The 23,450-nt window shown below is 59.9% G+C and carries 18 protein-coding genes; 13 read left to right on the top strand and 5 right to left on the bottom strand.

Going from position 1 to position 23,450, the window contains the following annotated elements; genetic code table 11:
- The first annotated feature begins 4 nt into the window (after positions 1-4).
- From BINDI_RS03450 to BINDI_RS03425, 6 genes are all read left to right on the top strand, one after another.
- Positions 5-1,441 carry a dihydroorotase gene (locus BINDI_RS03450; protein WP_052108749.1) on the top strand — a complete coding sequence of 479 codons (1,437 nt, stop codon included), beginning with the start codon at positions 5-7 and terminating at the stop codon, positions 1,439-1,441.
- Entirely contained in the window at positions 1,429-2,505 is a 1,077-nt protein-coding gene (gene pyrF, locus BINDI_RS03445) for an orotidine-5'-phosphate decarboxylase (protein WP_033490109.1), read from the top strand. Before BINDI_RS03450 ends, pyrF begins: the two co-directional genes overlap by 13 nt.
- Entirely contained in the window at positions 2,502-3,332 is an 831-nt protein-coding gene (locus BINDI_RS03440; RefSeq protein ID WP_033490108.1) for a dihydroorotate dehydrogenase electron transfer subunit, read from the top strand. Before pyrF ends, BINDI_RS03440 begins: the two co-directional genes overlap by 4 nt.
- A 50-nt stretch (positions 3,333-3,382) precedes the next feature.
- Positions 3,383-4,342, top strand: coding sequence for a dihydroorotate dehydrogenase (locus BINDI_RS03435; RefSeq protein WP_045921793.1), 960 nt, complete (start codon positions 3,383-3,385; stop codon positions 4,340-4,342).
- Positions 4,339-5,070, top strand: a complete 732-nt coding sequence (gene pyrE, locus BINDI_RS03430) for an orotate phosphoribosyltransferase (RefSeq protein ID WP_052108917.1) — start codon at positions 4,339-4,341, stop codon at positions 5,068-5,070. Before BINDI_RS03435 ends, pyrE begins: the two co-directional genes overlap by 4 nt.
- 104 nt (positions 5,071-5,174) lie before the next feature.
- Complete coding sequence (locus tag BINDI_RS03425) at positions 5,175-6,128, top strand: DsbA family protein (RefSeq protein ID WP_158332591.1); 954 nt, start codon at positions 5,175-5,177, stop codon at positions 6,126-6,128.
- 125 nt (positions 6,129-6,253) lie between these two features.
- On the opposite strand, the gene BINDI_RS03420 is transcribed toward BINDI_RS03425, so the two are convergent.
- The 3 genes from BINDI_RS03420 to BINDI_RS03410 form a co-directional block, all read right to left on the bottom strand.
- Positions 6,254-7,177 carry a LysR family transcriptional regulator gene (locus BINDI_RS03420; RefSeq protein WP_033490106.1) on the bottom strand — a complete coding sequence of 308 codons (924 nt, stop codon included), beginning with the start codon at positions 7,175-7,177 and terminating at the stop codon, positions 6,254-6,256.
- A 164-nt stretch (positions 7,178-7,341) separates the two neighbouring features.
- The gene (locus BINDI_RS03415; protein WP_033490105.1) at positions 7,342-8,130 is read right to left on the bottom strand and encodes a 2,3-bisphosphoglycerate-dependent phosphoglycerate mutase; all 789 of its coding nucleotides are present in this window, start codon (positions 8,128-8,130) and stop codon (positions 7,342-7,344) included.
- A gap of 60 nt (positions 8,131-8,190) precedes the next feature.
- Complete coding sequence (locus BINDI_RS03410) at positions 8,191-10,107, bottom strand: bifunctional ADP-dependent NAD(P)H-hydrate dehydratase/NAD(P)H-hydrate epimerase (protein WP_033490104.1); 1,917 nt, start codon at positions 10,105-10,107, stop codon at positions 8,191-8,193.
- Between the two features lie 201 nt (positions 10,108-10,308).
- On the opposite strand from BINDI_RS03410, the gene BINDI_RS03405 reads away from it, so the two are divergent.
- Positions 10,309-10,998 (top strand): MgtC/SapB family protein, encoded by a 690-nt coding sequence (locus tag BINDI_RS03405; protein ID WP_033490103.1) that lies wholly within the window; start codon positions 10,309-10,311, stop codon positions 10,996-10,998.
- A 65-nt stretch (positions 10,999-11,063) separates the two neighbouring features.
- Here BINDI_RS03405 and BINDI_RS03400 read toward each other — a convergent pair whose 3' ends face one another.
- Positions 11,064-12,665 (bottom strand): ABC-F family ATP-binding cassette domain-containing protein, encoded by a 1,602-nt coding sequence (locus BINDI_RS03400; protein WP_033490870.1) that lies wholly within the window; start codon positions 12,663-12,665, stop codon positions 11,064-11,066.
- 121 nt (positions 12,666-12,786) lie between these two features.
- The gene (locus tag BINDI_RS03395; RefSeq protein WP_033490102.1) at positions 12,787-13,926 is read right to left on the bottom strand and encodes a TspO/MBR family protein; all 1,140 of its coding nucleotides are present in this window, start codon (positions 13,924-13,926) and stop codon (positions 12,787-12,789) included.
- Between the two features lie 159 nt (positions 13,927-14,085).
- Between BINDI_RS03395 and BINDI_RS03390 the strand changes: the two genes are divergently transcribed.
- From BINDI_RS03390 to whiA, 6 genes are all read left to right on the top strand, one after another.
- A complete protein-coding gene (locus tag BINDI_RS03390) occupies positions 14,086-14,688 on the top strand; it encodes a DNA-3-methyladenine glycosylase I (protein WP_052108748.1) in 603 nt (200 codons plus the stop codon).
- Positions 14,689-14,889: 201 nt separating this feature from the next.
- On the top strand, positions 14,890-17,850 hold the full coding sequence (gene uvrA / locus BINDI_RS03385) for an excinuclease ABC subunit UvrA (RefSeq protein ID WP_081830868.1): 2,961 nt from the start codon (positions 14,890-14,892) through the stop codon (positions 17,848-17,850).
- A 30-nt stretch (positions 17,851-17,880) separates the two neighbouring features.
- Positions 17,881-20,292, top strand: a complete 2,412-nt coding sequence (gene uvrC / locus BINDI_RS03380) for an excinuclease ABC subunit UvrC (protein WP_033490101.1) — start codon at positions 17,881-17,883, stop codon at positions 20,290-20,292.
- A 56-nt stretch (positions 20,293-20,348) separates the two neighbouring features.
- Positions 20,349-21,335, top strand: a complete 987-nt coding sequence (locus tag BINDI_RS03375) for a shikimate dehydrogenase family protein (protein WP_033490100.1) — start codon at positions 20,349-20,351, stop codon at positions 21,333-21,335.
- A complete protein-coding gene (gene rapZ / locus BINDI_RS03370; RefSeq protein WP_033490098.1) occupies positions 21,332-22,252 on the top strand; it encodes an RNase adapter RapZ in 921 nt (306 codons plus the stop codon). The genes BINDI_RS03375 and rapZ overlap by 4 nt, the downstream gene beginning before the upstream one ends.
- A gap of 137 nt (positions 22,253-22,389) precedes the next feature.
- Positions 22,390-23,361: a DNA-binding protein WhiA gene (gene whiA / locus BINDI_RS03365; protein WP_033490096.1), complete on the top strand. Its 972-nt coding sequence runs from the start codon at positions 22,390-22,392 to the stop codon at positions 23,359-23,361.
- Positions 23,362-23,450 lie beyond the last annotated feature (89 nt).

Here is a 23,450-nt window from a genome sequence, read left to right as displayed (position 1 = left end):
GGGCATGAGGATACGTTTCCAGGGGCTTCGATTATGGCGGACAGGTCGCCGTGTCGACCTGGTTGTAGACACGGCCGCCGCCACGGAGCTGATCGACGAGACCGGAGCCCTGGCCGGGTCGGAGTCTGCGGCAACCAGCACTGTCGACATGTCGGGTATGGTGCTGGCTCCCGCCTTCCAGGATCCCCACGTGCACTTCCGCGATCCCGGGCAGGTCGATAAGGAGGACATGGTCACCGGCTGTACGGCGGCGGCTGCGGGAGGGTATGGCCAGGTTCTGATCCTGCCGAACACGGAACCCGCCATGGACGGCCAGGCCCGGATGGATGACGGGCGTACGGTCATCGAGTACCTCCAGGACTACGAAGAGAAGCTTGGTAGGTCCCTGCCGGTCCATTATGCGCTCTGCGTGGCAGCCTCCAAGGACCGGGCCGGGCAAGAACCGTCCAATCCTGATGACTGGCGGGTTCACCTGCCGTCAAGGGAGCCTCATGGGAGCCGTCCTGGAGCTGTTGCCCACCCTGTGCTGGCCATCAGTGACGACGGCTCGGCAGTGACCGACCGGACCCTGGACGATGTGGCCAGAATTGCGCGCGATACCGGTCTGCCCATCCTGGACCACTGCGAGCACCACGAATCGGGTTTCATCAATGAAGGCGAAGTCAGCCGCCGTCTCGGCGTCGCTGGCGTACCTGCCTCGACTGAGTTGGATATAGTCCAACGAGACATCGAGCTTGCCCGAAGGACAGGCACCAGGGTCCACCTCCAGCATGTCAGTACAGCCGCGGCTTTCCAAGCCATTCGCCGCGCCAAGGAGGAGGGGTTGCCGGTCACCTGCGAGACGGCCCCCCATTACCTGGCCCTCTGCGACGAGGACGTGCTGGAGCTTGGCGCCATGGCCAAGATGAACCCTCCGCTCAGATCCCGGAGCGACAGGGAATCCACACTTGAAGCCGTTGCCGACGGTACCGTCGACATGATTGCCACCGACCACGCCCCCCATACCGTCAGCGAAAAGGCAGGCGGGCTGGTCAAGGCACCAAACGGAATCATAGGCCTGGAAACGGCCTATGCCATCTGCAACCAGGCACTGGTCGAATCAGGTGTCATCTCCCACCAACGACTGGTTGAACTGATGAGTCTGGCTCCGGCCGAGCTGCTCGGTACCGCAATCACCGATATTGAGGATATGGCCCAGGACAGGAACCTTCTGGACCTGACCAAATCCGAGGGTGCAGGATTGGTCGTTCTGGATCCGGCCGGGGAGTGGACCGTGGATGCGGGCGACTTCCATTCCAAGGCGAGCAACACCCCCTTCCAGGGCTGGGAGGTCAGGGGAAGGGTTCTTGCCACCATAAAGGACTCCCGCCTGGTCTTCTCCCGCCTTACATCCGGGCAGGTCAAGGGGTCCAAGGAAGGGAGACAAGCATGGATAGGCTGATAGGACTCATCCAGGAGAAGGGGAATCCGACCGTGGTGGGTCTGGATCCCCGCCCGGAGCTTCTGCCCCCGCAACTCATAGACCAGGCCCGAAAGGAAACCAGGGAAAGCCTGACTTCAGCCGGCTTCCTTGATGACACCTGGTCGAATGACCAGGTCCAGGCGATCTGGGCCCATCATCTTGCCCAGGCCTATCTGAAGTTCAACCTGGCCATCCTTGACGGAGTAGCCGACCTGGTCCCTGCCGTCAAACCCCAGATCGCCATGTATGAGGCCCTTGGTCCATCCGGCATCAAGGCCTACACCAGCACCTGCAAGGCTGCCGCCGACCGGGGGCTGTACGTTATCGGCGACGTCAAGCGAGGCGATATCGGTTCCACTGCCTCGGCCTACGCCGCCCACCTTTCGGGAATGCCCCTGGCCTTGCGGGAAACCGAACAAGGGGGCGAAACCAAGCCTGGCTATGGAACCGGCACCACCCAAGGCCTTGGCTTCCCCTGGTACGAGGACGCCATCACGATCAATCCATACCTCGGCAACGACGGGGTGGACCCCTTCAGTAAAGCGGCAGACGAGACCGATGGCGATATCTTTGTCCTCGTACGGACCTCAAATCCCTCGTCCAGCCAGATACAGGAGCTTCGGGTCAGACACGACCGAGGTGAGGACAGGATGCTCTTCGAGCAGGTGGGGGACCTGGTTGAGGAGTGGGGGGCATCACTGCGAGGTGACCACGGATACTCCCGACTGGGGGCAGTGGTCGGGGCGACCCATCCCGAGGCAGGGGCCACCCTACGCAAGGCCATGCCGCACACCTTCTTCCTGGTCCCCGGGTACGGCGCCCAGGGAGGTGCGGCGGACGACGTGGTGCCCATGTTTGATGCTCGCGGGAGTGGTGCCATCGTCAACTCATCACGGGGCATCATCGCCGCCTGGAAGAAAGACCCGTCCTTCACGCCGGCCATGAGTCTTCCGGCCGCCCTGCACCTGGTGAGCCAGGCAGCAAAGACCGCGGCACAGACCATGAGGGACGACCTGAATCGAGCACTGAAGGAGAGTAGATGAGCCAGCCTGTCTTTACGACCACAGAACCGGTCATCGACCGTGCACGCCGGGCCGGACGCCGGCCTGGACGACGTACCGACGTAATCACCGGGATGGAGGCTCTGGACCAGGATGTCTGGAGGATGACCATCGAGGATCCCTTCGCTGCCCAGGAAGCCCTTCCGGGTTCCTTCGTCAATCTCTACCCGACCGACTCGATGACCCTCCTTCCCCGTCCGTTGGGAATCAGCAGGGTCCTGGGCGGCAACCAGATTGAGGTCATCTTTGGTGTGGTCGGCAGGGGAACACACGAGTTCTCAGAGCTCCGACCCGGCGATTGCATCGACCTGCTCGGTCCTCTCGGCAAAGGGTTTGACCTTTCCGGAAGCGCCCATTACATCCTCGTTGGCGGAGGGCTGGGGGTTCCTCCGCTGATACGGGCCGCCCAGGTCCTCCGGGAGCAGGGTGGTGCACGATCAACCGCCCTGCTCGGGTACCGGTCCGCGCACTTCGCCGACAGGTTCATGAATCCCCTGGTGGACGATCTGCGTTCCATCGACAACGGGCAGGGCGATGTCATCACCCTGCTTGATGGTCTTGAACCGACCCTGGACCCTGAAGACACGATCATTCTGACCTGTGGCCCGACCCCGATGATGGGGGCTGTGGCCGCCTGGGCCGGTAAGAGGTCCATCCCCACCCAGTGCTGCATGGAAGCCAGGATGGGCTGCGGGTACGGCACCTGTGTGGCCTGTGTCGTGGACACCGTAAATGGACGTCTCAAGGTCTGCAAGGATGGGCCGGTCTTCAAGGCGGATGACCTGCTCTGGAAAGGCGGCAAGCACTGATGGGCGAAATTGCAGTGAATGACGGAAGTATCATGCAGGAAGATAAGGCGATGTCTGCTGGCCGGGATATCACCCCCGGTATGGACCCCCTGGAACCTCACCGTTGGAAGCATGGCACGGTCGTGGCAGGTGTGCCATGGAAGAATCCGGTGGGCACCGCCTCCGGCACCTTCAATCTTGATGCCTGCCAGGACTACTATGATGTGGCGGACATGGGAGCCATCGGCACCAAGGGTGTCTCGCCCGTCCCCTGGGAGGGCAACCCCTCTCCAAGGACGGCGGAGACCCCTGCTGGAATGGTGAACTCCGTAGGACTGCAGAATCCTGGCGTGGACCGCTACCTGGTCGACGAGCTTCCCAGACTCAAGGCCTTGGGGGCCACGGTGGTCACCAACGTGGCAGGTCACAGTGATGATGATTATGCCCAGGTGGTGGAGCGCCTTGCCGATTCCCCTGCTGACATGTTGGAAATCAACGTCTCTTGCCCCAATGTCTCCCATGGGGGCATGTCTGTGGGAACCGATCCCGAAGCTCTGAACCGGCTCATTCATCGCCTACGCACCATGACCGACAAGCCCATGGTGGTCAAACTGTCCCCGAATGTCACCGACATCGTGGCTGTGGCCCAGGCCAGCGTGGAGGGTGGGGCAGATGCCCTGAGCCTGATCAACACCCTGGTCGGCATGCGTATCGACATTGATACAGGTGAACCCATCCTGGCCCAGGAGACCGGGGGAGTGTCAGGCCCCTGCGTCTTCCCCATAGCCCTCGGTTTCGTTTGGAGGGTTCGCAAGGCCCTGCCCGATATTCCGATTATCGGCATAGGAGGTATTGATTCAGGGGAGAAGGCCCTTGAGTTTCTGTACGCGGGTGCCAATGCCGTTGAGGTAGGCGCCGCCGCCCTCCTGGATCCGGTCGCCCCCGTCAGGGTGGCCAGGGAACTGGACGACCTCCTGGACTCACGACCCGAACTTGCTGATCTGCTCTCGAAAGGAAAGACATGGAAATGAACAGGATCGACTCAACCGAGATACCTGCGGAACAGACGGAGGGTCTTCGGCAAGGCTTCACCCGCTTCCTCCTGGAAAGTGGCGCACTGAAGTTCGGGGACTTCACGCTGAAGTCAGGCAGGCGCTCTCCCTACTTCATCAATGCCGGTGCTTTCAATGACGGTCCAAAGATAGCCCTGCTGGGGGAGTTTTACGCAAGGACCATAGTCAATGCCGTCAAGGCGGGAACGCTCCCGGCCGATATCGACACGGTCTTCGGGCCTGCCTACAAGGGGATTCCCCTGGCCGTCTCGACGGCCATCGCACTTGGAGGTGCCCATGATATGCACCTGGGCTACACGTTCGACCGGAAAGAGGTCAAGGACCATGGCGATGGCGGCCTCATGGTGGGAACCCAACTCGAAGATGGTATGAGGGTTCTTCTGGTCGACGATGTCATGACTGCGGGGACCGCAGTCCGTCAGGCGGTGCCGAAGATACTCGATCAGGCGAAAGTGGAGATCGTCGGTCTGGTCCTCTCAGTGGACCGGATGGAGAAAACGGGTCAGGGCAAGGGCTCAGCGGTAGAGGCCATCATGGAGGAGTTCCACTTCCCCGTGCTCAGCATTGTCAATGTGCAGCAGATTTTCCAGGCTGCGAGCGCCATGAAGGACAACCAGGGCAGGCCTTTCCTGACCGACCAGGTGGCTTCGGACGCGAATGACTATCTGAACCGCTACGGAGCCTGATTTGGTGTAGATTGGAGCAAGTCGATGCAGGCCGCCGACCAGCGGTCTGTGCAGGTTGACCGCGCAGGGCGTGGTCCCGGCCCATCAAGAAGGACCTCATGGACATGAACCCTACAGAGCAGAGCACACCAGATCAGAACGGACACCCAGGGCAGCAGGAGACCGTACCCCCCGGGCGACGCCGTGGCATCATCATCTCAGCAGTGGCCCTTGTTCTGGTCCTGGTCATCCTTGCAGCCGGACTCTATGTCTGGCATGGCAAGGACCAGGCTGGCAGGGATGCGCAGGCAACGGTATCCGGGGAGACCGTCGCCAAGGGGCCGACCGGAAGCAAGACGGCCTATAAGGAGCTCCAAGAGGTCAAGGCCAAACCATCTGTTGCAGATAAAGAGGGTGGACTGACCATATCGGCCGGAGGAATCAACACCAAGGCCCCCAATGCTCCATCAGTCCATGTCTTCGTCGACCCGATGTGCCCCTGGTGCGGCAAGGTGGGACGCGTCATCGACCCCGAGCTCGAGAAGATGGTCAAGGCAGGTCAGGTCACTGTCACCTACACCTTCCTCAACTTCCTGGATAAGGTCTCCAGTGACCAGTACTCAACGCGGGTTGGGAATGCCTTGGCCACGGTGGCCGAGCAGGATCCCAATCACTTCCTCGATTTTGAGGCCGCCGTCTTCGAAGAGGGCTTCCAGCCTGACGAGGAGGACTACCAGCCGGTCTCGGACCAGGATCTTGCCAATCAGGCTGTCAAGGTGGGGGTTCCCGAATCCGTGGCCGCACAGTTTGCCGAAGGCCGTTACAAGGACTGGGTCCAGAAGGTGAACGATTACACCATCACACGCACGGACGTTGAGGATGCCAAGGGTGAATTCACCACACCCACCATCATGATCAACGGCCGTCTCTGGGACATCAGTGGTGCAGGCAAGGCTTCCGGCGGCCTACAGCACCTCGACAAGGCCCTGCTGAAATCCCTGGGGATTGATGACGACAAGGTGGGTATGCAGGGTGTCATGCCCTCCATAGGTTCCACGGGAATAGCACTGCCGTTCTGATCGGTGTCGTCCATCGCTACTGAATCGTTGACAAATCGAAGGGGCGTCCTCAAATGGGACGCCCCTTCGATTTGCATACCCGTCAGCTCAGGATATGGTCTCTGCCACTGGGAGGGGTGGTGCCCCTACTCGATGAGGGAGTAGCCATGATTGGAGAGCACTTCCTTCAGCTTGTCGAGGTAGAGCTCTGCGGCATGGGATATCTTGGTCCTGCTGTTGACTATCCAACCCAGAAGCATGGATTCGTCAGACTGCAGGGGGACACTGACGATCTTCTCGTTGTTCAGGTCCTCATTGTCGATACCGGTGCAGACCGTATAGGCGTTGAGTCCCACGATGAAGTTCAGCATCGTGGCACGGTCGGTTACGGTGATCTGCTTGGAGGAGTAGCTGGGCCAAACCGCCTCTTCTGCAAAATAGAAGGATCCCTCGTCGCCTTGCTCATATTGCAGGAAGGGGTAGGGTTCCAGGTCTTTCATGGTTAGGATCTTGCGGCTGGCGAGTGGATTCGTTCTGGCGAGGAAGACATGCAGGTCGGCTCTGAAAAGAGGGTGGAAGTCCAGGTGTTTCTCGCGCAGCATCTTGGAAAGTACCTGTTGGTTGAAGCCTGATTGGTAGATGATGCCGATTTCGGATTGCAGGGTCGAAACCTGGTCTATGATATCCCTGGTTCTCGTCTCCCTGATGGTGAACTCATACTCTTCGGAGTCGATTGAGTTGATCATCTCCACAAAGGCCTCGACTGCAAACATGTAGTGCTGGGTGGAGACCCTGCACAGCTGCTTGCGGGGTGTTACCTGCTTGTAGCGGGACTCCAGAAGATCGGTCTGGTCCAGGATCTGTCGGGCATAGGTCAGAAATTCGGCACCATCGACGGTCAGGGCGATTCCCTGGGAGTGGCGGGTGAATATCTCGATCCCCAATTCGTTCTCCAGCTCCTTGACCGAGGAACTCAGGGCCGGCTGGGAGATATACAGCTCATGCGAAGCCTCATTCATGGATCCGCACTCGACGATCTTCACGATATATCGCAGCTGGAGCAGTGTCATGGTTTCAATCTATACCAGCCCCGTTACGGCTCACGCCCACCCTTCTTTCATCGTGGTACGCCAAGCTAGACAGGCGATAGTCGGTTCAGCCGGACTGGTTCCCGGGGAAGTGGAGTGGGGTTGCGCCCCTGGCGGGAGGGGGCTAAAACCGTAACCGGTCTCGCCTAGAGGTGCCGTCCGAGTGCGGCTATCTCCTCCATACCCCTGGTTGCCGCCTGCTGGTCCAGGTACCGTCCCCTTCCTTCCACGCAGAGATTGCCGTGGACATCGGTTGTGAACCCGTAGACCATGGGTACTCCTGTAGGCACATTGATGGAAGCTATGTCCTTGTCCCCGATACCTTCCAGGACCTTGATCAGGGCCCGGACAACCGACCCATGGGTGACCATCAGAATCGTGAGTCCCTCTTTCAGTACCGGGGCGATTCGTGCCTGCCAGTATGGTTGCAACCGCGCCAGGAGGTCCTTCAAAGACTCGGCTCTGATTTCGGCCGGGACGAGCGAGTCCAGATGGTCCTGCATGGCAGGAGCATACCGCGGGTCGTCTTCCTGAAAGTAAGGGGAAGCCGGGTCGATGTCAGGAGGCCGCACATCAAACGAGCGCCGGTAGGCATTGAAACGGTCCTGGCCGTAGCGTTTCAGCATCGCCGGTCGCGTCTCACCCTGGAAAGCCCCATAATGGCGCTCATTCAGTCGCCAGGTCCTCTCTACGGGTATCCAGCTGCGGTCGGTCAGATCCAGGACTATATCAGAGGTCAGAATGGCCCTGGACAGGAGCGACGTGAAGACCATATCGGGAGCGAGACCGGCCTGACTGAGGAGTCTGCCCGCCTGCACGGCCTGATCTCTACCTCGGGTCGTCAGTGGAACGTTGACCCAACCGGCGAACCGGTTGACGGATTTCTGGGTCCAGGTGCTTTCTCCGTGACGCATCACTATCAACTCAGCGTGCATGGACCCGTTCCTTTCCTTGGGGGCTTGACACCCAAGCCCCGTACTCCCGTGCGTCGGTTCTCAGAACCAGAGCGAGCTGTGCTCGAAAAAGAGGGAGGACTCCCTGTCCTGGTCGTTGTCACCCCTGTTCGATCCTGAATCCAGGGCGGTATGCCCGCTCAGGAGCGTGCCGACAGCCTGGGGAAGATGTTCGGCGATTTCCGAGGCACGGATTGGGTGACCCAAAGGACCGTGGGCGTGGCTGCTTCCCTCGTTGGATTCTTCCTGGATTTGTTCGATGAAAGCCTGGGGATGCCTTGGCTGGAAGACCAGAGGTGCCTCCCAACCGGCTTGCCCGGATTCCGAAGCCAAGGCCCCGGCCAGCCCATGCAGGTAGGTTCCGGCTGCAACGAGATCGACTACGGCTTCCGGCTCGTCCTCAATAAGGTCTGCATTCTGAGCCAGAAGGGCACCGATGGTTCCTGCCAGGACATCGCCAGAGCCCGCGGTCGAGAGCCAGGCCGGACCGAACCCGGTGGTCATGACCCGTGGCTGGCCGGTCCCGTCATCGCCGACAACCACTGTCACCGCCCCTTTGAGCAGGACTGTGGCACCGGTCAGTTCCCAGGCGCGGATGGCCCATTGGACCGGTGCAGCAAGGACATCCTCAGATTCGACGCCTTCGCCACGGGCGCCGAGGAGGGATGCCATCTCTCCTGCGTGGGGGGTCAGTATGCCCAAGGGGCCGATTCTGTCGGGCAGGAGATCCAGTGCACCTGCGTCGATGACCATGGCCGGATCAGTACCCGTATGGCCCTCCTCCTCATCCTGCGCCTGCCTGTTCAGCAGGGAGGAGATCAAATCCCGTTGCCCGTCTCCGTTCGAATCCGGGGCATCGTCCATCTGGTTCAGAGCCGCCTGAGACGGTACACCTGAGCCCAGAACCCAGGATTCCACCCGTCCGGTACCCAGCACGGCCTCTGGTATGGAGGAGAGGATGAGCTGACCAACGCTGTCGGGCCCATGGTAACGAATCATCCCCACATTTGCATTGGCGGCTGCGGTGGAGGAGAGCAGGGCTGCACCGTGGTACTGGTCCGAACCCGTGACGAGGCCCACCACCCCACGACTGTACTTGGTGTCATCGATCCGGGGAACCCTGAGAAGGCTTGCACAGGTACCGCTGGTCATACACTCGACGGTCGGCGCCAGGGCCGAGGTATTGAACCCGAAATCCACCAGAACGAGGCGCCCACAGATGTATGCGGCAGGGGGGAGCATCAGGCATGGCTTAAGGGCGCCCATGGTGACGGTCACATCGGCGGGGATGTAAGCCCCTGGCAGGGTGCCCCCGTCAATATCGACACCGGAAGGGGCATCGACCGCCAAAACAAGTGGGGTCCGTCTGTCCGATGTGGCGGAAGGAACGAGACGATGGGGAAGTCTTCCGTCTTCTCCGATTTCGATGGCCAGGGCGGCTGGAATCCCATGTAGTGCGCCCCTGAGCCCGATGCCGGCCATGGCATCAATCACTAGGTCGGCATCCTGGCATAGCTCAACGGCTTCTGCAAGTGCGTCCGCGGCCTGACTGGCCCCCTCAGGTATGTCGCAGTCCGGAATGGTTGCCAGGGGGTCCAAGGCCATGACAACCCCACCTGCCCTGAGTAGTGCGCTCGCTCCTTCACGATCGAGACTGCGACCGGTGGCGATCACGGTCACATCGGCTCCACGCCTGGCCAAATCGGCCGATGCCAGCAGTCCGTCACCCCCGTTGTTTCCGGCTCCCGCAAGAAGGACTATCCGGGCGGTATCAGGATCGATCTTCGCCTCACTCATCATGAGCCGGGCCACTGTGGTCAGGGAGTCGGCGGCCATCCTCATCAAGGGCACCCCTTCTTCCAGGAAGGGTTCCTCCAGGGATCTGATCGTATCAGCGCTGTAGGCTTTGGTGGTCAGGTCCCCATATGTCCGGTTTTTGTCTTCAAGCGACGGCTTCATGCCTGCTCTCCTCACTGCTCCGGTGTCTCTCAGGTGGACGCCCTTGGTTACCCACTCTATCCGATTGCCTCATCCGTCATCAATTTTCCTGGTCCGGTATGGCCGGTGTTTCGCTGAGGGTATCCCTATATGGGTCCGGTCTTGTCAGGCAAGGGAACTATGGTCGGGCACATCGTTGGTCCGTTCCGAAGGAGTGATGCGATGCAAGGATTCACCATGCCCGATACCGGACAAGTCATGGCTCTGGTCATGACCCTTCTCCTTTGTGGCCTGATCGGCTTTGAGCGTGAATTCCTCAAGCATGATGCCGGCATCCGCACCCACATCCTTGTAGGCATGGGCAGCTGCCTCTTCACCATGGTCTCCATCTACGGCATCCAGGCCGCAAGCGGGAGCTATTCCTGGGACGCCTCCAGGATTGCCGCCTCGGTGGCATCCGGTATCGGCTTCATAGGTGCGGGGGTCATCTTCTTCAACCACGACTCGGTGCGGGGTCTGACCACAGCCAGCGCCATTTGGGTGGCCTCCGCAGTGGGTATGGCCTGCGGGGTGCAACTGTTCTCCCTGGCCATCCTCACCGTGGCCTTCTATTTCTTCGCGGTCCTGGTCGTGGCTCCGGTCCTGAAGTGGTTGTTGCGTAACAGGCAGAACACGGTCCTGCGAATCACCTATGAAAACGGACGGGGTTCCCTACGTGAGTCCTTGCTCCTATCCACCCGGATGGGGTTCGAATCACGAGTACTGACCACCCACGAGGTCTCTCATGATGATTGGTTCGGGGCTGAGGTGACCGTCAACCTCCTTGGCAAGGGGGATGTCTCGGAGCTGGTCGAGTCCATAGGCCAAACCGTCGGCGTCAAGGCCGTGCAGGTTCTGGGAGAGGACGACTGACGGGTTTCCCCCCAACCTTATTGAGAGGGCTGCATCATGTGAGCCAAGGATGATGGGGGAGTCGACTACTCTTCGGCAACCAGGTCCAGGTACCCGTCATTCCATAGGTCCTCATCACCATCCGGCATCAGCAGAACCCGCTCCGGGTTCAGGGCCTTGACGGCTCCCTCATCGTGGGTGACCAGGACGATGGCGCCCTCATACTTGGCGATGGCCTTGAGGATCTCATCCCTGGAGGCGGGGTCCAGGTTGTTGGTGGGCTCATCGAGAAGGAGCACATTGGCCCTGCTGGTCACCAGTGTGGCCAGAGCCAAACGTGTCTTTTCTCCGCCGGACAGAACCTTGGTGGGCTTCATGGCATCCTCCCCGGAAAAGAGGAAGGACCCCAGGATCGTTCTTGCCTGGGTGTCGTCCAGATCCGGAGCCACATGCTGGAGGTTCTCCAGGACAGACACGGACTCATCCAAGGTGTCATGCTCCTGGGCGAAGTATCCTATCTTGGCACCGTGCCCCAGAACAACCCGGCCTGTATCAGGCTGTTCGACACCGGCCATGAGTCGAAGCGTCGTGGTCTTGCCCGCTCCGTTGTAGCCAAGGATGACCACGCGGGACCCCTTGTCGATGGCCAGGTTGATGCCGGCGAAGACGATGTTGGACCCATATGCCTTGGAGAGCTCCTCGGCCATGATGGGGGTTTTGCCGCAGGGGGCCGGCTCCGGGAAACGCAGATCGGCCACCTTCTCCGCACGCTCCGCCTCCTGGGTGGAATCCAGCAGTCGCTGGGCACGCTTCATCATGTTCTGAGCGGCCACCGCCTTGGTTGCCTTGGCGTGCAGACGGATGCCCTGCTTCATGAGCCGCTCGGCCTTCTTCTCGGCCACCTCCCGCTCACGGCGACGGCGTTCCTCATCCACAACGCGCTGCTTCAGATAGGCTTTCCACCCCATGGAGTACATGTCGATGCTGGCCTGCTGGGCATCCAAATGCCAGACGCGGTTCACCGTCTCGTCCAGAAGTTCGGTGGAGTGGGATATGACTAGGAAGCCACCCTCGAACTTGCGCAGATATTCCTTGAGCCATTCGATGGAATCGGCATCCAGGTGGTTGGTCGGCTCGTCCAGAATCAAGGTGTCTGCATCCGAATAGAGGATTCTCGCTAATTCGATACGGCGACGCTGGCCTCCGGAGAGGGTTCCCAGCGGTTGTCTGAGGGTATCCTGACTGAGACCCAGACTCTCGCCCATGACGATGGCCTGGGATTGGGCTGCATACCCGCCGGCATTCTCAAAGTCCTGCTGGGCCCTGTCATACCGTTTCATGGCCTTTTCCATGATTTTCGGGTCAGGGTTGGTCATATCTATTTCGGCTTTTCGCATCCTGCTGATGGTGGAAGCGATGTCGCGGGCGCTCATGACCCTGTCCAGGGCGCTCTGGTCCGGGTCCCCCGTGTGGGTGGACTGGGGCAGGTACCCCAAGTGTCCGCTGATCCTGACCTTGCCGGCCGACGGGAGCATATCGCCCGTGATGACCCGGGTCAGAGTGGTCTTGCCCGCACCGTTGCGCCCGACCAGACCAATCCTGTCGCCCTTGCTGATATGGAAGTCGGTGGCTTGCAAGAGGAGTCGGGCCCCAATGCGGATTTCAAGTCCCTGTGCCTCTATAGCCATGCCGTGCCCGACCCCGCTTTCGTGATGGTTGCAATCGAATGAAGGCCGGTTGACAAGGTCCGACCCAAGGGACCATGGTAGCAAGTACCTGTCCCTTGGGTCGGGCGAATCGGCTCAGGGGTCAACGCCTGGTCAGTTTGAACCGGTTCCAGGGGAAGTAGATGATCAGCGCACCGACGGCGGTCATGGCCAAGACCAGAACTCCGAGCACGGTCACGGTCGAGAATATCCTGATTCCAATGCCGAGGCAGGCCCAGACGATGACCAGTCCGAACACCCAATCGCTCAGTTTCTGCATCATGAGGAAGGCAAGAGCCAGCAGCAGACCGACGACTATCACCGTGGTGAATCCTTGAATGAGGTCGGAGACCCTGGATCCTGAATCAAGGATGGCGTAGGCAGCGTTGACCAGGGTGGCCACGCTCAGCCAGGATGCGTACAGGGATAGGGGAGCCCAGTCCAGAACCTTGGCCACCTTTGGAGTGCCCTCTTTGGTTGCGTCACGTCTCACCAGGGCATAGAGCATCCACACGAGGAGGGTCAGCACTGCGATGATTATCAGGGAAACCAGTGTTTGCTGCCGGTGCCAGAAGATCAACCAGGCGACATTCAGGCAGCATGTGACCACGAAGACCAAGCCACTCAGCGTAAAGGGAAGGAACCCGAACTTCTTCCTGCTCGGCCCTGCGAGACTGAACCTGACCAGCCATACGGCCAGTGCGATGTAGATGACTCCCCAGATGGCGAAGACGTATCCAGCTGGCATGATCCACACGTTCACCCTCTTGGCGATCAGCCCGGTCGTGGTTCCGTTGAATTTGAAGACCTCGGCGTAGCCGTTGAAAGCGACCATGATGAGCCATGCCGCCCAAAGGAGGACATCCTCGAAGAGCTTCCAGGAGCCGCTCTCTTTTTGCTCATCACCTGCCTGGGTCTTGTTGCCGGCATCGTCTTTGGATGACGCGCCTGGTTGGCTTTCGCCCTTCCTGTCCTGAGACAGGCTGCGGTTCCTCCCCTCGGAGGATTCCTCCGACTGCTGTTGAGGCCTGAATTGCCCAGCCTTAGTGCCGTCGGACTTCGATTCGTTCTTTGTCTCTGTTTGTTCTCCCGCTCGAGTCCGCTCTTCCCCGCTGTCACGCTCATGCATGGCCGCAGAAGTCCGCCTGGCTTTTTCTCTGGGGTCCTCATCGTCTTCCGACCACAGTCGGCGGGGATTATCGGAGATTCGTTCCCCGTTTCCGGTCCTGCCCTTGTCACTCATTCTGCCTGATCCTCTCCGGTCCGGCCCGCTCGCAATCCGCCCGGGTCCTCCCCGGCTGCGGACCATTCCGCCTATATACCCCTACTGTATGCTGGTAAATGGCTCCGAGGCTGTATTGAACCTGCCGGAGTCCTTTCCGCCACGATCAGGGAGAACATCATGATTGAGACGCTTGGAGTAGACCAAACAGCACAGGCAACACCCCAGAAGCGATGTGACTGGGCACAGAGTGACCCCCTGGAGCGCACCTACCACGATGAGGAGTGGGGGGTGCCCAAGCACGGCTCCCAGGCCCTCTTTGAGATGCTCAGCCTCGAGATATTCCAGTCCGGGTTGAGTTGGCAGCTTGTTCTACGCCGGAGGGAGGCCCTTCGCAAGGCGTTTGCGAATTTCGATATACAGACCGTTGCCGGATATGACCAGGCTGACGTGGACCGGTTGGTTCAGAATGCCGACATCATCAGAAACCTCGCCAAGATCAAGGCAACCATAAACAATGCCCGCGTGATTGCGGACATGTTCCCAGGAGAGGAGTTTGACCGATACTGCTGGTCATTCACCGGCGGCAAGACCATCTATCATGATTACCTGACCATTCTCACAACACCCCGGTATGACCACCTGGCCGAGATTGTCAGTACGGACATGAAAGGGATCGGACTCAAATTCGTTGGACCTGTTACGGCGCAGTCCTTCATTCAGTCCGTAGGAATCGTCAACGATCACATGCATGGGTGCTACTTGAACGCGTTCCAAGAGTGACATAGCTCAGTCCTAAGTAGAAGTCAAGGCCGTTCGAGCGAAAGAGTCTTCACCATAATCGAACACTTGTTCGAACAATCCTCTCCCGGCGGTATCATGAGCACACTTACGGTATCAGCCAGCTAGGGAAGCGGACGGGATCAAGTGAATCAGAAACAGCAGGCAAGAACAGCGGTCGAACCGGCAATCGAACAGCCGAAGATGATCGAATCCAACGGATCATTGGTGGCGGATCTCTCCCAGGTTCCCAATGACCGCAAGATCGTCATTCAAGGCGCTCGCGCGCACAACCTCAAAAACGTCAACCTGACCGTACCGCGGAACAGAATGGTGGTTTTCACCGGCCTGTCAGGATCGGGCAAGTCCTCTCTGGCCTTCGACACCCTCTTCGCCGAGGGGCAGCGAAGGTACGTGGAGTCCCTGTCCTCATACGCCCGCCAGTTTCTGGGGCAGATGGACAAGCCCGACGTTGACTTCATCGAGGGACTGAGCCCAGCGGTTTCCATCGACCAGAAGACCACCAATCGCAATCCCCGCTCGACGGTTGGAACCATTACCGAGATCTATGACTACCTGCGGCTCCTCTTCGCCCGTACCGGCATCCCGCACTGCCCGGTCTGCGGTGAGGAGGTACGGGCGCAATCCCCGCAACAGATTGTTGACACCCTCCTGGGCAAGCCGGAAGGAACGCGCTTCCAGATTCTGGCTCCCATTGCCAAGGGCCGCAAGGGCGAATTCGTCGAGAACCTGGAGCTTCTGCGCTCGGATGGGTACTCCCGGGCAATCATCGACGGGGAGATGCGCCAACTTTCCGAGAAGATCAAACTGCCCAAACAGAAGAAGCACACCATAGAGGTGGTGGTTGACCGCCTGGTCATCAAGCCTGCAGCCCGGCAGCGTCTGACCGACTCCGTGGAAACGGCCCTCCGCCTTGCCAAGGGAACCATCGTTGTCGACTTCGTTGATCTTGACGAGAAGGACCCTGGTCGACGCCAACCTTTCTCCGAGAAGCGTTCCTGCCCCAACGGACATGAACTGGAGCTGGATGAGATCGAACCCCGCACCTTCTCCTTCAACGCCCCCTATGGTGCCTGCCCGACCTGTACAGGTCTGGGGTTCAGCCTGGAGATCGACCCGGAGCTGGTCGTACCGGATCCTGACAAGAGCCTCAAGGATGGGGCGATCGAGCCCTGGAACGCGACCAAGACCCAGCAGCAGTTCTATGGACACCTCCTGGAAGCCCTTGCCAAAGAGATGGGCTTCTCCATGAAGACGCCGTGGAAGGACCTCTCCGAAGAGGTGCGCCATGCGGTCATGTACGGACATGATTTCAAGGTCAACGTCTCCTACAGGAACCGCTGGGGCCGCCTGCGCGAATACTCCACCGGTTTCGAGGGTGTGGTGCGTACCCTCATGCGTCGTCATGACGAAACGGAATCGGAACCGATGAAACAGTTCTACGAGTCCTACATGCGTGAGGTGCCCTGCCAGGTTTGCCACGGCAAGCGTCTCAAGCCGGAAGTCCTCGCTGTGACCGTCGACGGGCTCTCAATCGCTGGAGTCTGTGACATGCCCATAGCAAAGAGCCTGGCCTGGGTCAATGGCCTGCATCTGGAGGGTGCCATGGCCAAGATCGCCGGGGAAGTCCTCAAGGAAATCAAGGCGCGGTTGCGTTTCCTGAGCGACGTGGGTCTGAACTACCTGACCATGTCGCGAGCTGCCGCAACCCTGTCCGGAGGAGAGGCACAGCGTATCCGCCTGGCCACCCAGATCGGTTCCGGCCTGGTCGGGGTCATGTACGTCCTGGACGAGCCGTCGATCGGCCTTCACCAGCGCGACAACGACCGACTCATCAGCACACTTCAGCGTTTGCGCGACCTGGGCAACACCCTGATTGTGGTCGAACACGATGAGGACACGATCCGCCAGGCCGACTGGCTGGTCGATATCGGTCCAGGCGCCGGCGAGCATGGGGGCGAGGTCATCTTCTCGGGCCGATCCGGGGACCTGACCAAGGCCACCCGGTCGGTCACCGGCGACTACATCGCCGGGCGCAGACGTATCGAGGTGCCCAAGGCGCGTCGCAAGATTCGCAAGACAAAGCAACTGACTGTGGTCGGTGCCCGTGAGAACAACCTGAAGGATCTGAAGGTGTCCTTCCCTCTGAGCGTCATGACCGTGGTCACCGGTGTATCAGGTTCGGGCAAGTCCACCCTGGTCAATTCGATCCTCTACCCGGTCCTGGCAGATAAGCTCAACAACGCCCGGATCGTCCCGGGCAAGCACACCAGGGTAGAGGGTGTGGATCAGCTGCGTAAGGTCATCCACGTGGACCAGAACCCAATAGGACGAACCCCGCGGTCCAACCCGGCCACGTATACCGGAGTCTGGGACAAGATACGTCAGCTCTTCGCCCAAACACCGGAAGCCAAGGTGCGTGGCTACGGACCCGGCCGGTTCTCCTTCAATGTCAAGGGTGGTCGTTGCGAGACATGCCACGGAGATGGGACCATCAAGATAGAGATGAACTTCCTTCCGGATGTCTATGTCCAGTGCGAGACATGTCACGGAAAACGGTACAACCGTGAGACGCTGGAGGTGACCTACAACGGAAAGAACGTCTCGGATGTGCTTGATATGCCCATCGAGGAGGCGGCCCGGTTCTTCCAGCCCTACACCTCCATCGCGCGTTACCTGAACACCCTGGTCGAGGTCGGGCTTGGGTACATCCGTCTTGGACAGCCCGCACCCACCCTTTCCGGTGGTGAATCCCAGAGGGTCAAACTTGCCACCGAGCTCCAGAAGCGGTCCGACGGGAAAACGGTCTACATCCTGGATGAGCCCACCACGGGTCTTCACTTCGAAGACGTACGCAAGCTGCTCCGGGTTCTGCAAGGACTGGTGGATAAGGGCAACTCGGTCATCGTCATCGAGCACAACCTTGATGTGATCAAAACCGCTGACTGGATCATCGATCTCGGGCCTGAAGGCGGCGACGGGGGAGGTACGGTCGTTGCGCAGGGGACTCCCGAAGAGGTGGCGGCAAACCCGGACAGCTGGACCGGGCGGTATCTTAAGCCCATGCTGGATGCCGGCAAGGTCGCACAAACCTCCAAGACATCCAAGGGAGCCGGGAAGACCAAACCAAAATCAGCCAAATAGAACCCAAGCCGTGCCGAAAAGGAGGTAACCATGACGCGTAGCTGCTTCGAGCGCCACACCCAACAGGTCTGGCGGCAGACTGCCCGTGCGCTCGAAGCCGAATCCCGTACCGGTTCCTCCGCAGGGGAGGAGGGGCCCTCGGGATTGAACAAGAACGGCGCCCCCCTCCTCGGCGATACGCGTGACGGTTTCCGCCCGAAGACCTCAGACATACCCACCCAGCCCGGCGTCTACAAGTGGAGGGATGAGGAAGGCAGAGTCATCTACGTTGGCAAGGCCAAGAACCTGCGCAACCGGCTGACCAACTACTTCCAGCCACTCGCCAATCTCCATCCACGCACACAGTCCATGGTTCTGACGGCCAGAAGTCTGGAATGGACCGTGGTGGCCACCGAGTTGGAATCCCTGACGCTCGAATACACCTGGATCAAGGAATTCGACCCCAGATTCAACGTCGTTTTCCGTGACGACAAGACATACCCCTATTTGGCCGTATCGGTCGGCGAGGAGATCCCCCGAGTCTGGATGACTCGCGTCAGAAAACGGCGTGACACCAGATATTTCGGCCCGTACGCCAAGGTCTGGGACATCCGTCATACACTTGATGGCCTCCTCAAGACCTACCCGGTCCGCACCTGCACGTCCGGTGTCTTTCGCAAGGCTCAACTCAGTGGTCGTCCCTGCCTTCTGGCATCGATCGGCAAGTGCTCGGCCCCATGTGTGGGCAGGATCAGCCCAAAGGAGCATCGCAAACTCTGCGCCGAACTGACCGGGGTGATTACAGGTCGCCTGGGTAAGCCCTATCGCGCAAACCTAACGCGGCAGATGAAGGCGGCCAGCGATGACCTTGACTTCGAGAAGGCCGCCCGCCTGCGGGACCAGATAGCCATGCTGGATACGGTCATTGAGCAGAACGCAGTGGCCTTCGGCTCCAATGTGGATGTTGACGTCTTCGGCGTCGAATCGGATGAACTCGAAGCTTCGGTCCATGCCTTCTTCGTTCGGGCGGGTGCCATTCGAGGTGAGCGTAACTGGAGCGTGGAACGGGTTGAGGATGTCTCCGATGAGGACCTGATTGGCGACCTTATCGTCCAGGTCTATTCGGACCTGATGAACGAGACCAACAGCGAGCTATCCAGGACCGCGCCCCACAATGAGATGGCTTTGGAGACACCCGCCGATGAAGATTCAGGCGTTTCCATCAGTCAGGCCAGGGATGCCATGGGATCGACCCAGCGGGTTACCGCCTTGGATGCCGAGGATAGGGCCCGCGCCACAAAGAAAAGGAACACCTATCAGGAACAGACCGGGAGGGCCGACCTCCTTGCTCCCATCTCACCTATTCCTCCGGAGGTTGTGGTCCCCATCCAGCCTTCCCGCACGGAATCCCTTGAAGAGTGGTTGCGGGGACTTCGTGGGTCCTCGGTCAGGATACGAGTGGCCAGCAGGGGCGAGAAGAAGTCTCTGATGGACCGGGCCAATGCCAATGCCCACCAGGCCCTCCAACGTAGCAAGATGAGCCGTATGAGCGACATCGGCACCCGAACGGAAGCCATGAACGACGTTGCCAGGGCCCTGGGCCTGGATAAGGCGCCCCTGCGGATCGAGTGCTACGACATCTCCAACACGGTTGGTGGCCAATTCCAGGTGGCCTCGATGGTTGTTTTCGAGGATGGTATCCCCAAGAAATCCGAGTATCGCCGCTTCGCCATTCGGGGAAAGGACGGGAAGGGGGCCGTGGATGATGTGAGCGCCGTCTACGAGACACTCACCCGCCGCTTCCGCCATGGGAACATCGCCGGCGACAGTGGGGAAAGCATGGAAGCCGAGCGGAAAGTCAACCAGGCGAATCTGAAAGGGGAGGGAGCCGACCGGAAGGATGATCTGGGCAGCGACACCGGAACCGAGGAGGCCATCGTCCAGCAGAACGCCTCGGCGCATCACTTTGCCTACAAGCCCAACCTGATTGTCGTTGATGGAGGCAAACCTCAGGTTTTGGCGGCGGCAAAGGCCCTGCATGATTGCGGTGTCAACGATGTGGCTCTCTGCGGTCTGGCCAAGCGTCTTGAAGAGGTTTGGGTGCCGGATGACGACTACCCGGTCATCCTCAAACGTCAGTCTGAGGGAATGTACCTTCTTCAACGGGTGCGTGACGAATCCCATCGATTCGCCATAACCTATCACCGTCAGGCCAGGCGAAAGGGTGCTTTGCGCTCCGCGCTGGATGATATCCCAGGCATCGGAAAGGCGTACCAGAAGCGACTGCTCAACCATTTCGGCTCCGTCAAGAAGATGAAGGAGGCAAGTCTTCAGGAGCTGGAAGGCGTCAAAGGCATAGGCCAGGCCAAGGCCGAATCGATCTATGAGGCCCTTCACCAGGGGGAGGGGCGACCTACTCCGGAAGCGGACTCCAAGCAAGGCCAGGAAACCATCACCGGGTAGACTGGCTCAAGGTGGAAGCGATGGCACCGATCAAGCGAACCAGATAAGGAGCGGGGATGGATCAGACCGTGAGACGCTGCGCAGTGTTGGGCGATCCCATCGACCACTCCCTCTCACCCGTCCTTCATCGGGCGGCCTATAGGGCACTGGGCCTGGAAGGTTGGCGATACGATCGTATCCGTGTCGGCCATGGAAGCCTCCCCACCTTTTGGGAGTCACTCGACCCCACCTGGGCAGGTCTGAGCCTGACCATGCCACTGAAGAAGGCCATCAATCAGATGGGAACTGCCGCGGACCATTGGTCCGGTGTTCTCGGGGTCTCCAATACAGCTGTTCTTTCTTGGAGTCAGGCAAATCGGAAAGGCGGCGGACCGGCCGTCAGCCTGACCAATACCGATGTCGAGGGGATTGTGTGCGCCTTCAAGGAGGCCGAGGGTTCCCTGAAGGATCCGGACCAGTCCATCGGTATCATCAAGTCGGTAAGCACAGGAACGATGCCCCCTCAGCCAGGCAAACAGCTGCGAGCGCTGATCTTGGGCAACGGAAACACGGCCGAATCAGCACTCTGTGCCCTGGGCTTCCTGGGCGTTGTCCACATCGATCTTGTGGCCCGTCGTCCTGATGCCACCGGGAGACTGATTGACTTGGCCAAGGAATTGAACATCTCGGTTGGTGCGCCGCATGGCATGGATGACAGTGACTGTGTTTCGGACCTGCTCTGCCAGGCCGATCTGGTGGTCTCGGCCCTTCCCGCCCATGCGGCGGATCCCATGGCTGACCTATTGGACAGCCGTTCAAACCGTCATTCCCAGCAATCAGCAGGTCTTTCAAAGGCACCCCACCTTCTTCTGGACGTAGCCTATGATCCTCGTCCCTCCAGGCTCACCCAGGCTTGGAAGAATCGGACAGGGGGCAGGGCGATCAGTGGCGACAGGATGCTGCTGTACCAGGCGGTCAGGCAGGTGGCACAGATGACTGGACAACCCCTTGAATCCATCCCCGTCAAGGCTATGGACAGAGCGCTGAAGGAGGAGATGCAATGAGCACCGACGCGACCTCGCCCACACCCAAGGCCGAGACCATCCCGCCTTTCCAAGGCTTCGAGGTGATGCTCATCACGGGTATGTCAGGAGCTGGGCGTTCCCGGGCCGCTGACTGCATGGAAGACATGGACTGGTACGTCGTCGACAATATGCCGCCCCGTCTTCTGGTTCCCCTGGTCGACATGATGACCTCCTCGGGCAGCACCCTGCATCGTCTGGCAGCGGTGGTCGATGTAAGGTCCCGGTCATACTTCGACGACCTCTCGGCCGTTCTGGGGCATCTTGACGACCTCGGCGTCAAGTGCCGGATACTCTTCCTGGATGCATCCGACCAGGTCTTGGTCAAGCGCTTCGAATCCGTCCGGCGTCCCCATCCTCTCCAAGGTTCCGGCCGCCTGATCGACGGCATCCATGAGGAGCGCAAACTCCTGGACAACCTCAAGGAGCGGGCCGATATGGTGATCGATACCTCGGCTTTGAGCGTCCACGATCTCTCGACCCGTCTCTACGAACTCATGCTCGGCTCCGGACCCACAACAGTCGGAATCCACATCATGAGTTTCGGGTTTAAATACGGGATTCCCATTGATGCTGATTTCGTCGCCGACCTCCGCTTCCTCCCCAACCCCTTCTGGGTTCCGGATTTGCGCGAGCTCAACGGGCACGATGAGCCGGTGCGCGAATACGTCCTCGCCAGCAAGGGTGCCGAAGAGTTCATCGAAGCCTACACGCAGGCAATTCTGACGGCCGTCGACGGGTATGCCCGGGAGGACAAGCATTATGTCACCATCGCCTTCGGCTGCACGGGTGGTCAGCACCGTTCAGTGGCCATGGCCGATGAATTGGCAAGGCGTCTGAGAATCAAGGGGATGGACGTCACCGTATCCGCTCGGGAACTCCCGCATAAACCCCACTGAGGCCCCGATTTGGGACTGATAGCCAAGGGCGGAATTTGTCCAACTTATTCGATATCACAGTAATCCGGTAGTTCGTTCGACCGGCGAGTCGCACGGACCACAGCATTCAACATCGGTTTTTCCTAGGAGGACGGCTCTTGGCCCTACTTGATGATGTCAAAAGCGAGCTGGCCGCTATTGACAACGAACTCCCCGCAGCCAAAAAAGCCCAATCCGCCGCGATGATTCGCTTTGGCGGAGGTCTTCACATCATCCAGCGTCATATTGTGGTCGAAGCCCAGTTCGATTCCCTTCCTGCAGCGCAGTGGTTGCAGAACACCATCAAGGACGTCTACGGGCATGATTCGGACCTGATCCAGGTCAATCGTCAGACGCCTGCCGGCAATGTAATCAGGTATTCGGTCCGGGTACTCCGTGCCGGTGGGGCCTTGGCCCTCCAGACAGGGCTACTGGACCGGCGCAAGCATCCGGTCCGTGGTCTCCCTGCCGACATCGTTTCAGGCAACATCGCCCAGGTAAAGGCCGCCTGGCGTGGTGCCTTCCTGGCTCATGGCGAGCTCTCCGACCCCGGCAAGGCGTCGTACCTGGAAATCGTCTGCCCGGGGTCGGAGGCCGCCTTGGCTCTGGTCGGTGCAGCCCGCCGTCTCGGAATCAACGCCAAAGCCCGTCAGGTCCGCAGCTCGGAACGCGTGACCCTGCGTGATCCGGACGTGATCGAGCGGATGCTCAACCTCATGGGTGCCCCCAAGTCCTCCAGGGAGTGGACAGGCAAGCGCAGCGATGGTGAATCCCGCGGCAAGGCCAACCGCCTGGCCAATTTCGATGATGCCAACATGCGCCGTTCAGCCAAGGCCGCCGTCGAGGCCAGCGCCAAGGTGACCAAGGCCTTCCAGATTCTGGGTGAGGACATCCCCGAAAACCTCAGAGCAGCCGGTCAGCTGCGCCTTGACCACCGTGATGCATCCCTGGAGGAGCTGGGCCGTCTGGCCGATCCGCCAGTTACCAAGGACGCCATCGCAGGCCGCATTCGTCGTCTTCTTCAGTTGGCCGCCAAGGTGGAGAAGCAACAGGCCGAGGGTCTCAACACCACCCAGGACCAGAAAGACTGATTACTGTTCCAACCGTCGGCTTGCCTTAGTACCATGGACTACAACGCGGGTTTCATAGCCCGAGGTTGCGCAGACCGGCGGTTTCGTCA

It is taken from the genome of Bifidobacterium [indicum] DSM 20214 = LMG 11587 (assembly GCF_000706765.1).
Lineage (GTDB): Bacteria > Actinomycetota > Actinomycetes > Actinomycetales > Bifidobacteriaceae > Bombiscardovia > Bombiscardovia coryneformis.
Note: the sequence above shows the minus strand (reverse complement) of the source record. Positions and strands in the feature narration are given on the sequence as shown.

Coding starts and splice junctions, on each gene's coding strand:
- BINDI_RS03440 (WP_033490108.1), top strand. CDS start 2,502: ATGAGCCAGCCTGTCTTTACGACCACAGAACCGGTCATCGACCGTGCA.
- BINDI_RS03420 (WP_033490106.1), bottom strand. CDS start 7,177: ATGACACTGCTCCAGCTGCGATATATCGTGAAGATCGTCGAGTGCGGA.
- BINDI_RS03415 (WP_033490105.1), bottom strand. CDS start 8,130: ATGCACGCTGAGTTGATAGTGATGCGTCACGGAGAAAGCACCTGGACC.
- BINDI_RS03435 (WP_045921793.1), top strand. CDS start 3,383: ATGTCTGCTGGCCGGGATATCACCCCCGGTATGGACCCCCTGGAACCT.
- pyrE (WP_052108917.1), top strand. CDS start 4,339: ATGAACAGGATCGACTCAACCGAGATACCTGCGGAACAGACGGAGGGT.
- rapZ (WP_033490098.1), top strand. CDS start 21,332: ATGAGCACCGACGCGACCTCGCCCACACCCAAGGCCGAGACCATCCCG.
- BINDI_RS03375 (WP_033490100.1), top strand. CDS start 20,349: ATGGATCAGACCGTGAGACGCTGCGCAGTGTTGGGCGATCCCATCGAC.
- BINDI_RS03410 (WP_033490104.1), bottom strand. CDS start 10,107: ATGAAGCCGTCGCTTGAAGACAAAAACCGGACATATGGGGACCTGACC.
- pyrF (WP_033490109.1), top strand. CDS start 1,429: ATGGATAGGCTGATAGGACTCATCCAGGAGAAGGGGAATCCGACCGTG.
- BINDI_RS03395 (WP_033490102.1), bottom strand. CDS start 13,926: ATGAGTGACAAGGGCAGGACCGGAAACGGGGAACGAATCTCCGATAAT.
- BINDI_RS03450 (WP_052108749.1), top strand. CDS start 5: ATGAGGATACGTTTCCAGGGGCTTCGATTATGGCGGACAGGTCGCCGT.
- BINDI_RS03390 (WP_052108748.1), top strand. CDS start 14,086: ATGATTGAGACGCTTGGAGTAGACCAAACAGCACAGGCAACACCCCAG.
- BINDI_RS03405 (WP_033490103.1), top strand. CDS start 10,309: ATGCAAGGATTCACCATGCCCGATACCGGACAAGTCATGGCTCTGGTC.
- BINDI_RS03400 (WP_033490870.1), bottom strand. CDS start 12,665: ATGGCTATAGAGGCACAGGGACTTGAAATCCGCATTGGGGCCCGACTC.
- BINDI_RS03425 (WP_158332591.1), top strand. CDS start 5,175: ATGAACCCTACAGAGCAGAGCACACCAGATCAGAACGGACACCCAGGG.
- uvrA (WP_081830868.1), top strand. CDS start 14,890: ATGATCGAATCCAACGGATCATTGGTGGCGGATCTCTCCCAGGTTCCC.
- uvrC (WP_033490101.1), top strand. CDS start 17,881: ATGACGCGTAGCTGCTTCGAGCGCCACACCCAACAGGTCTGGCGGCAG.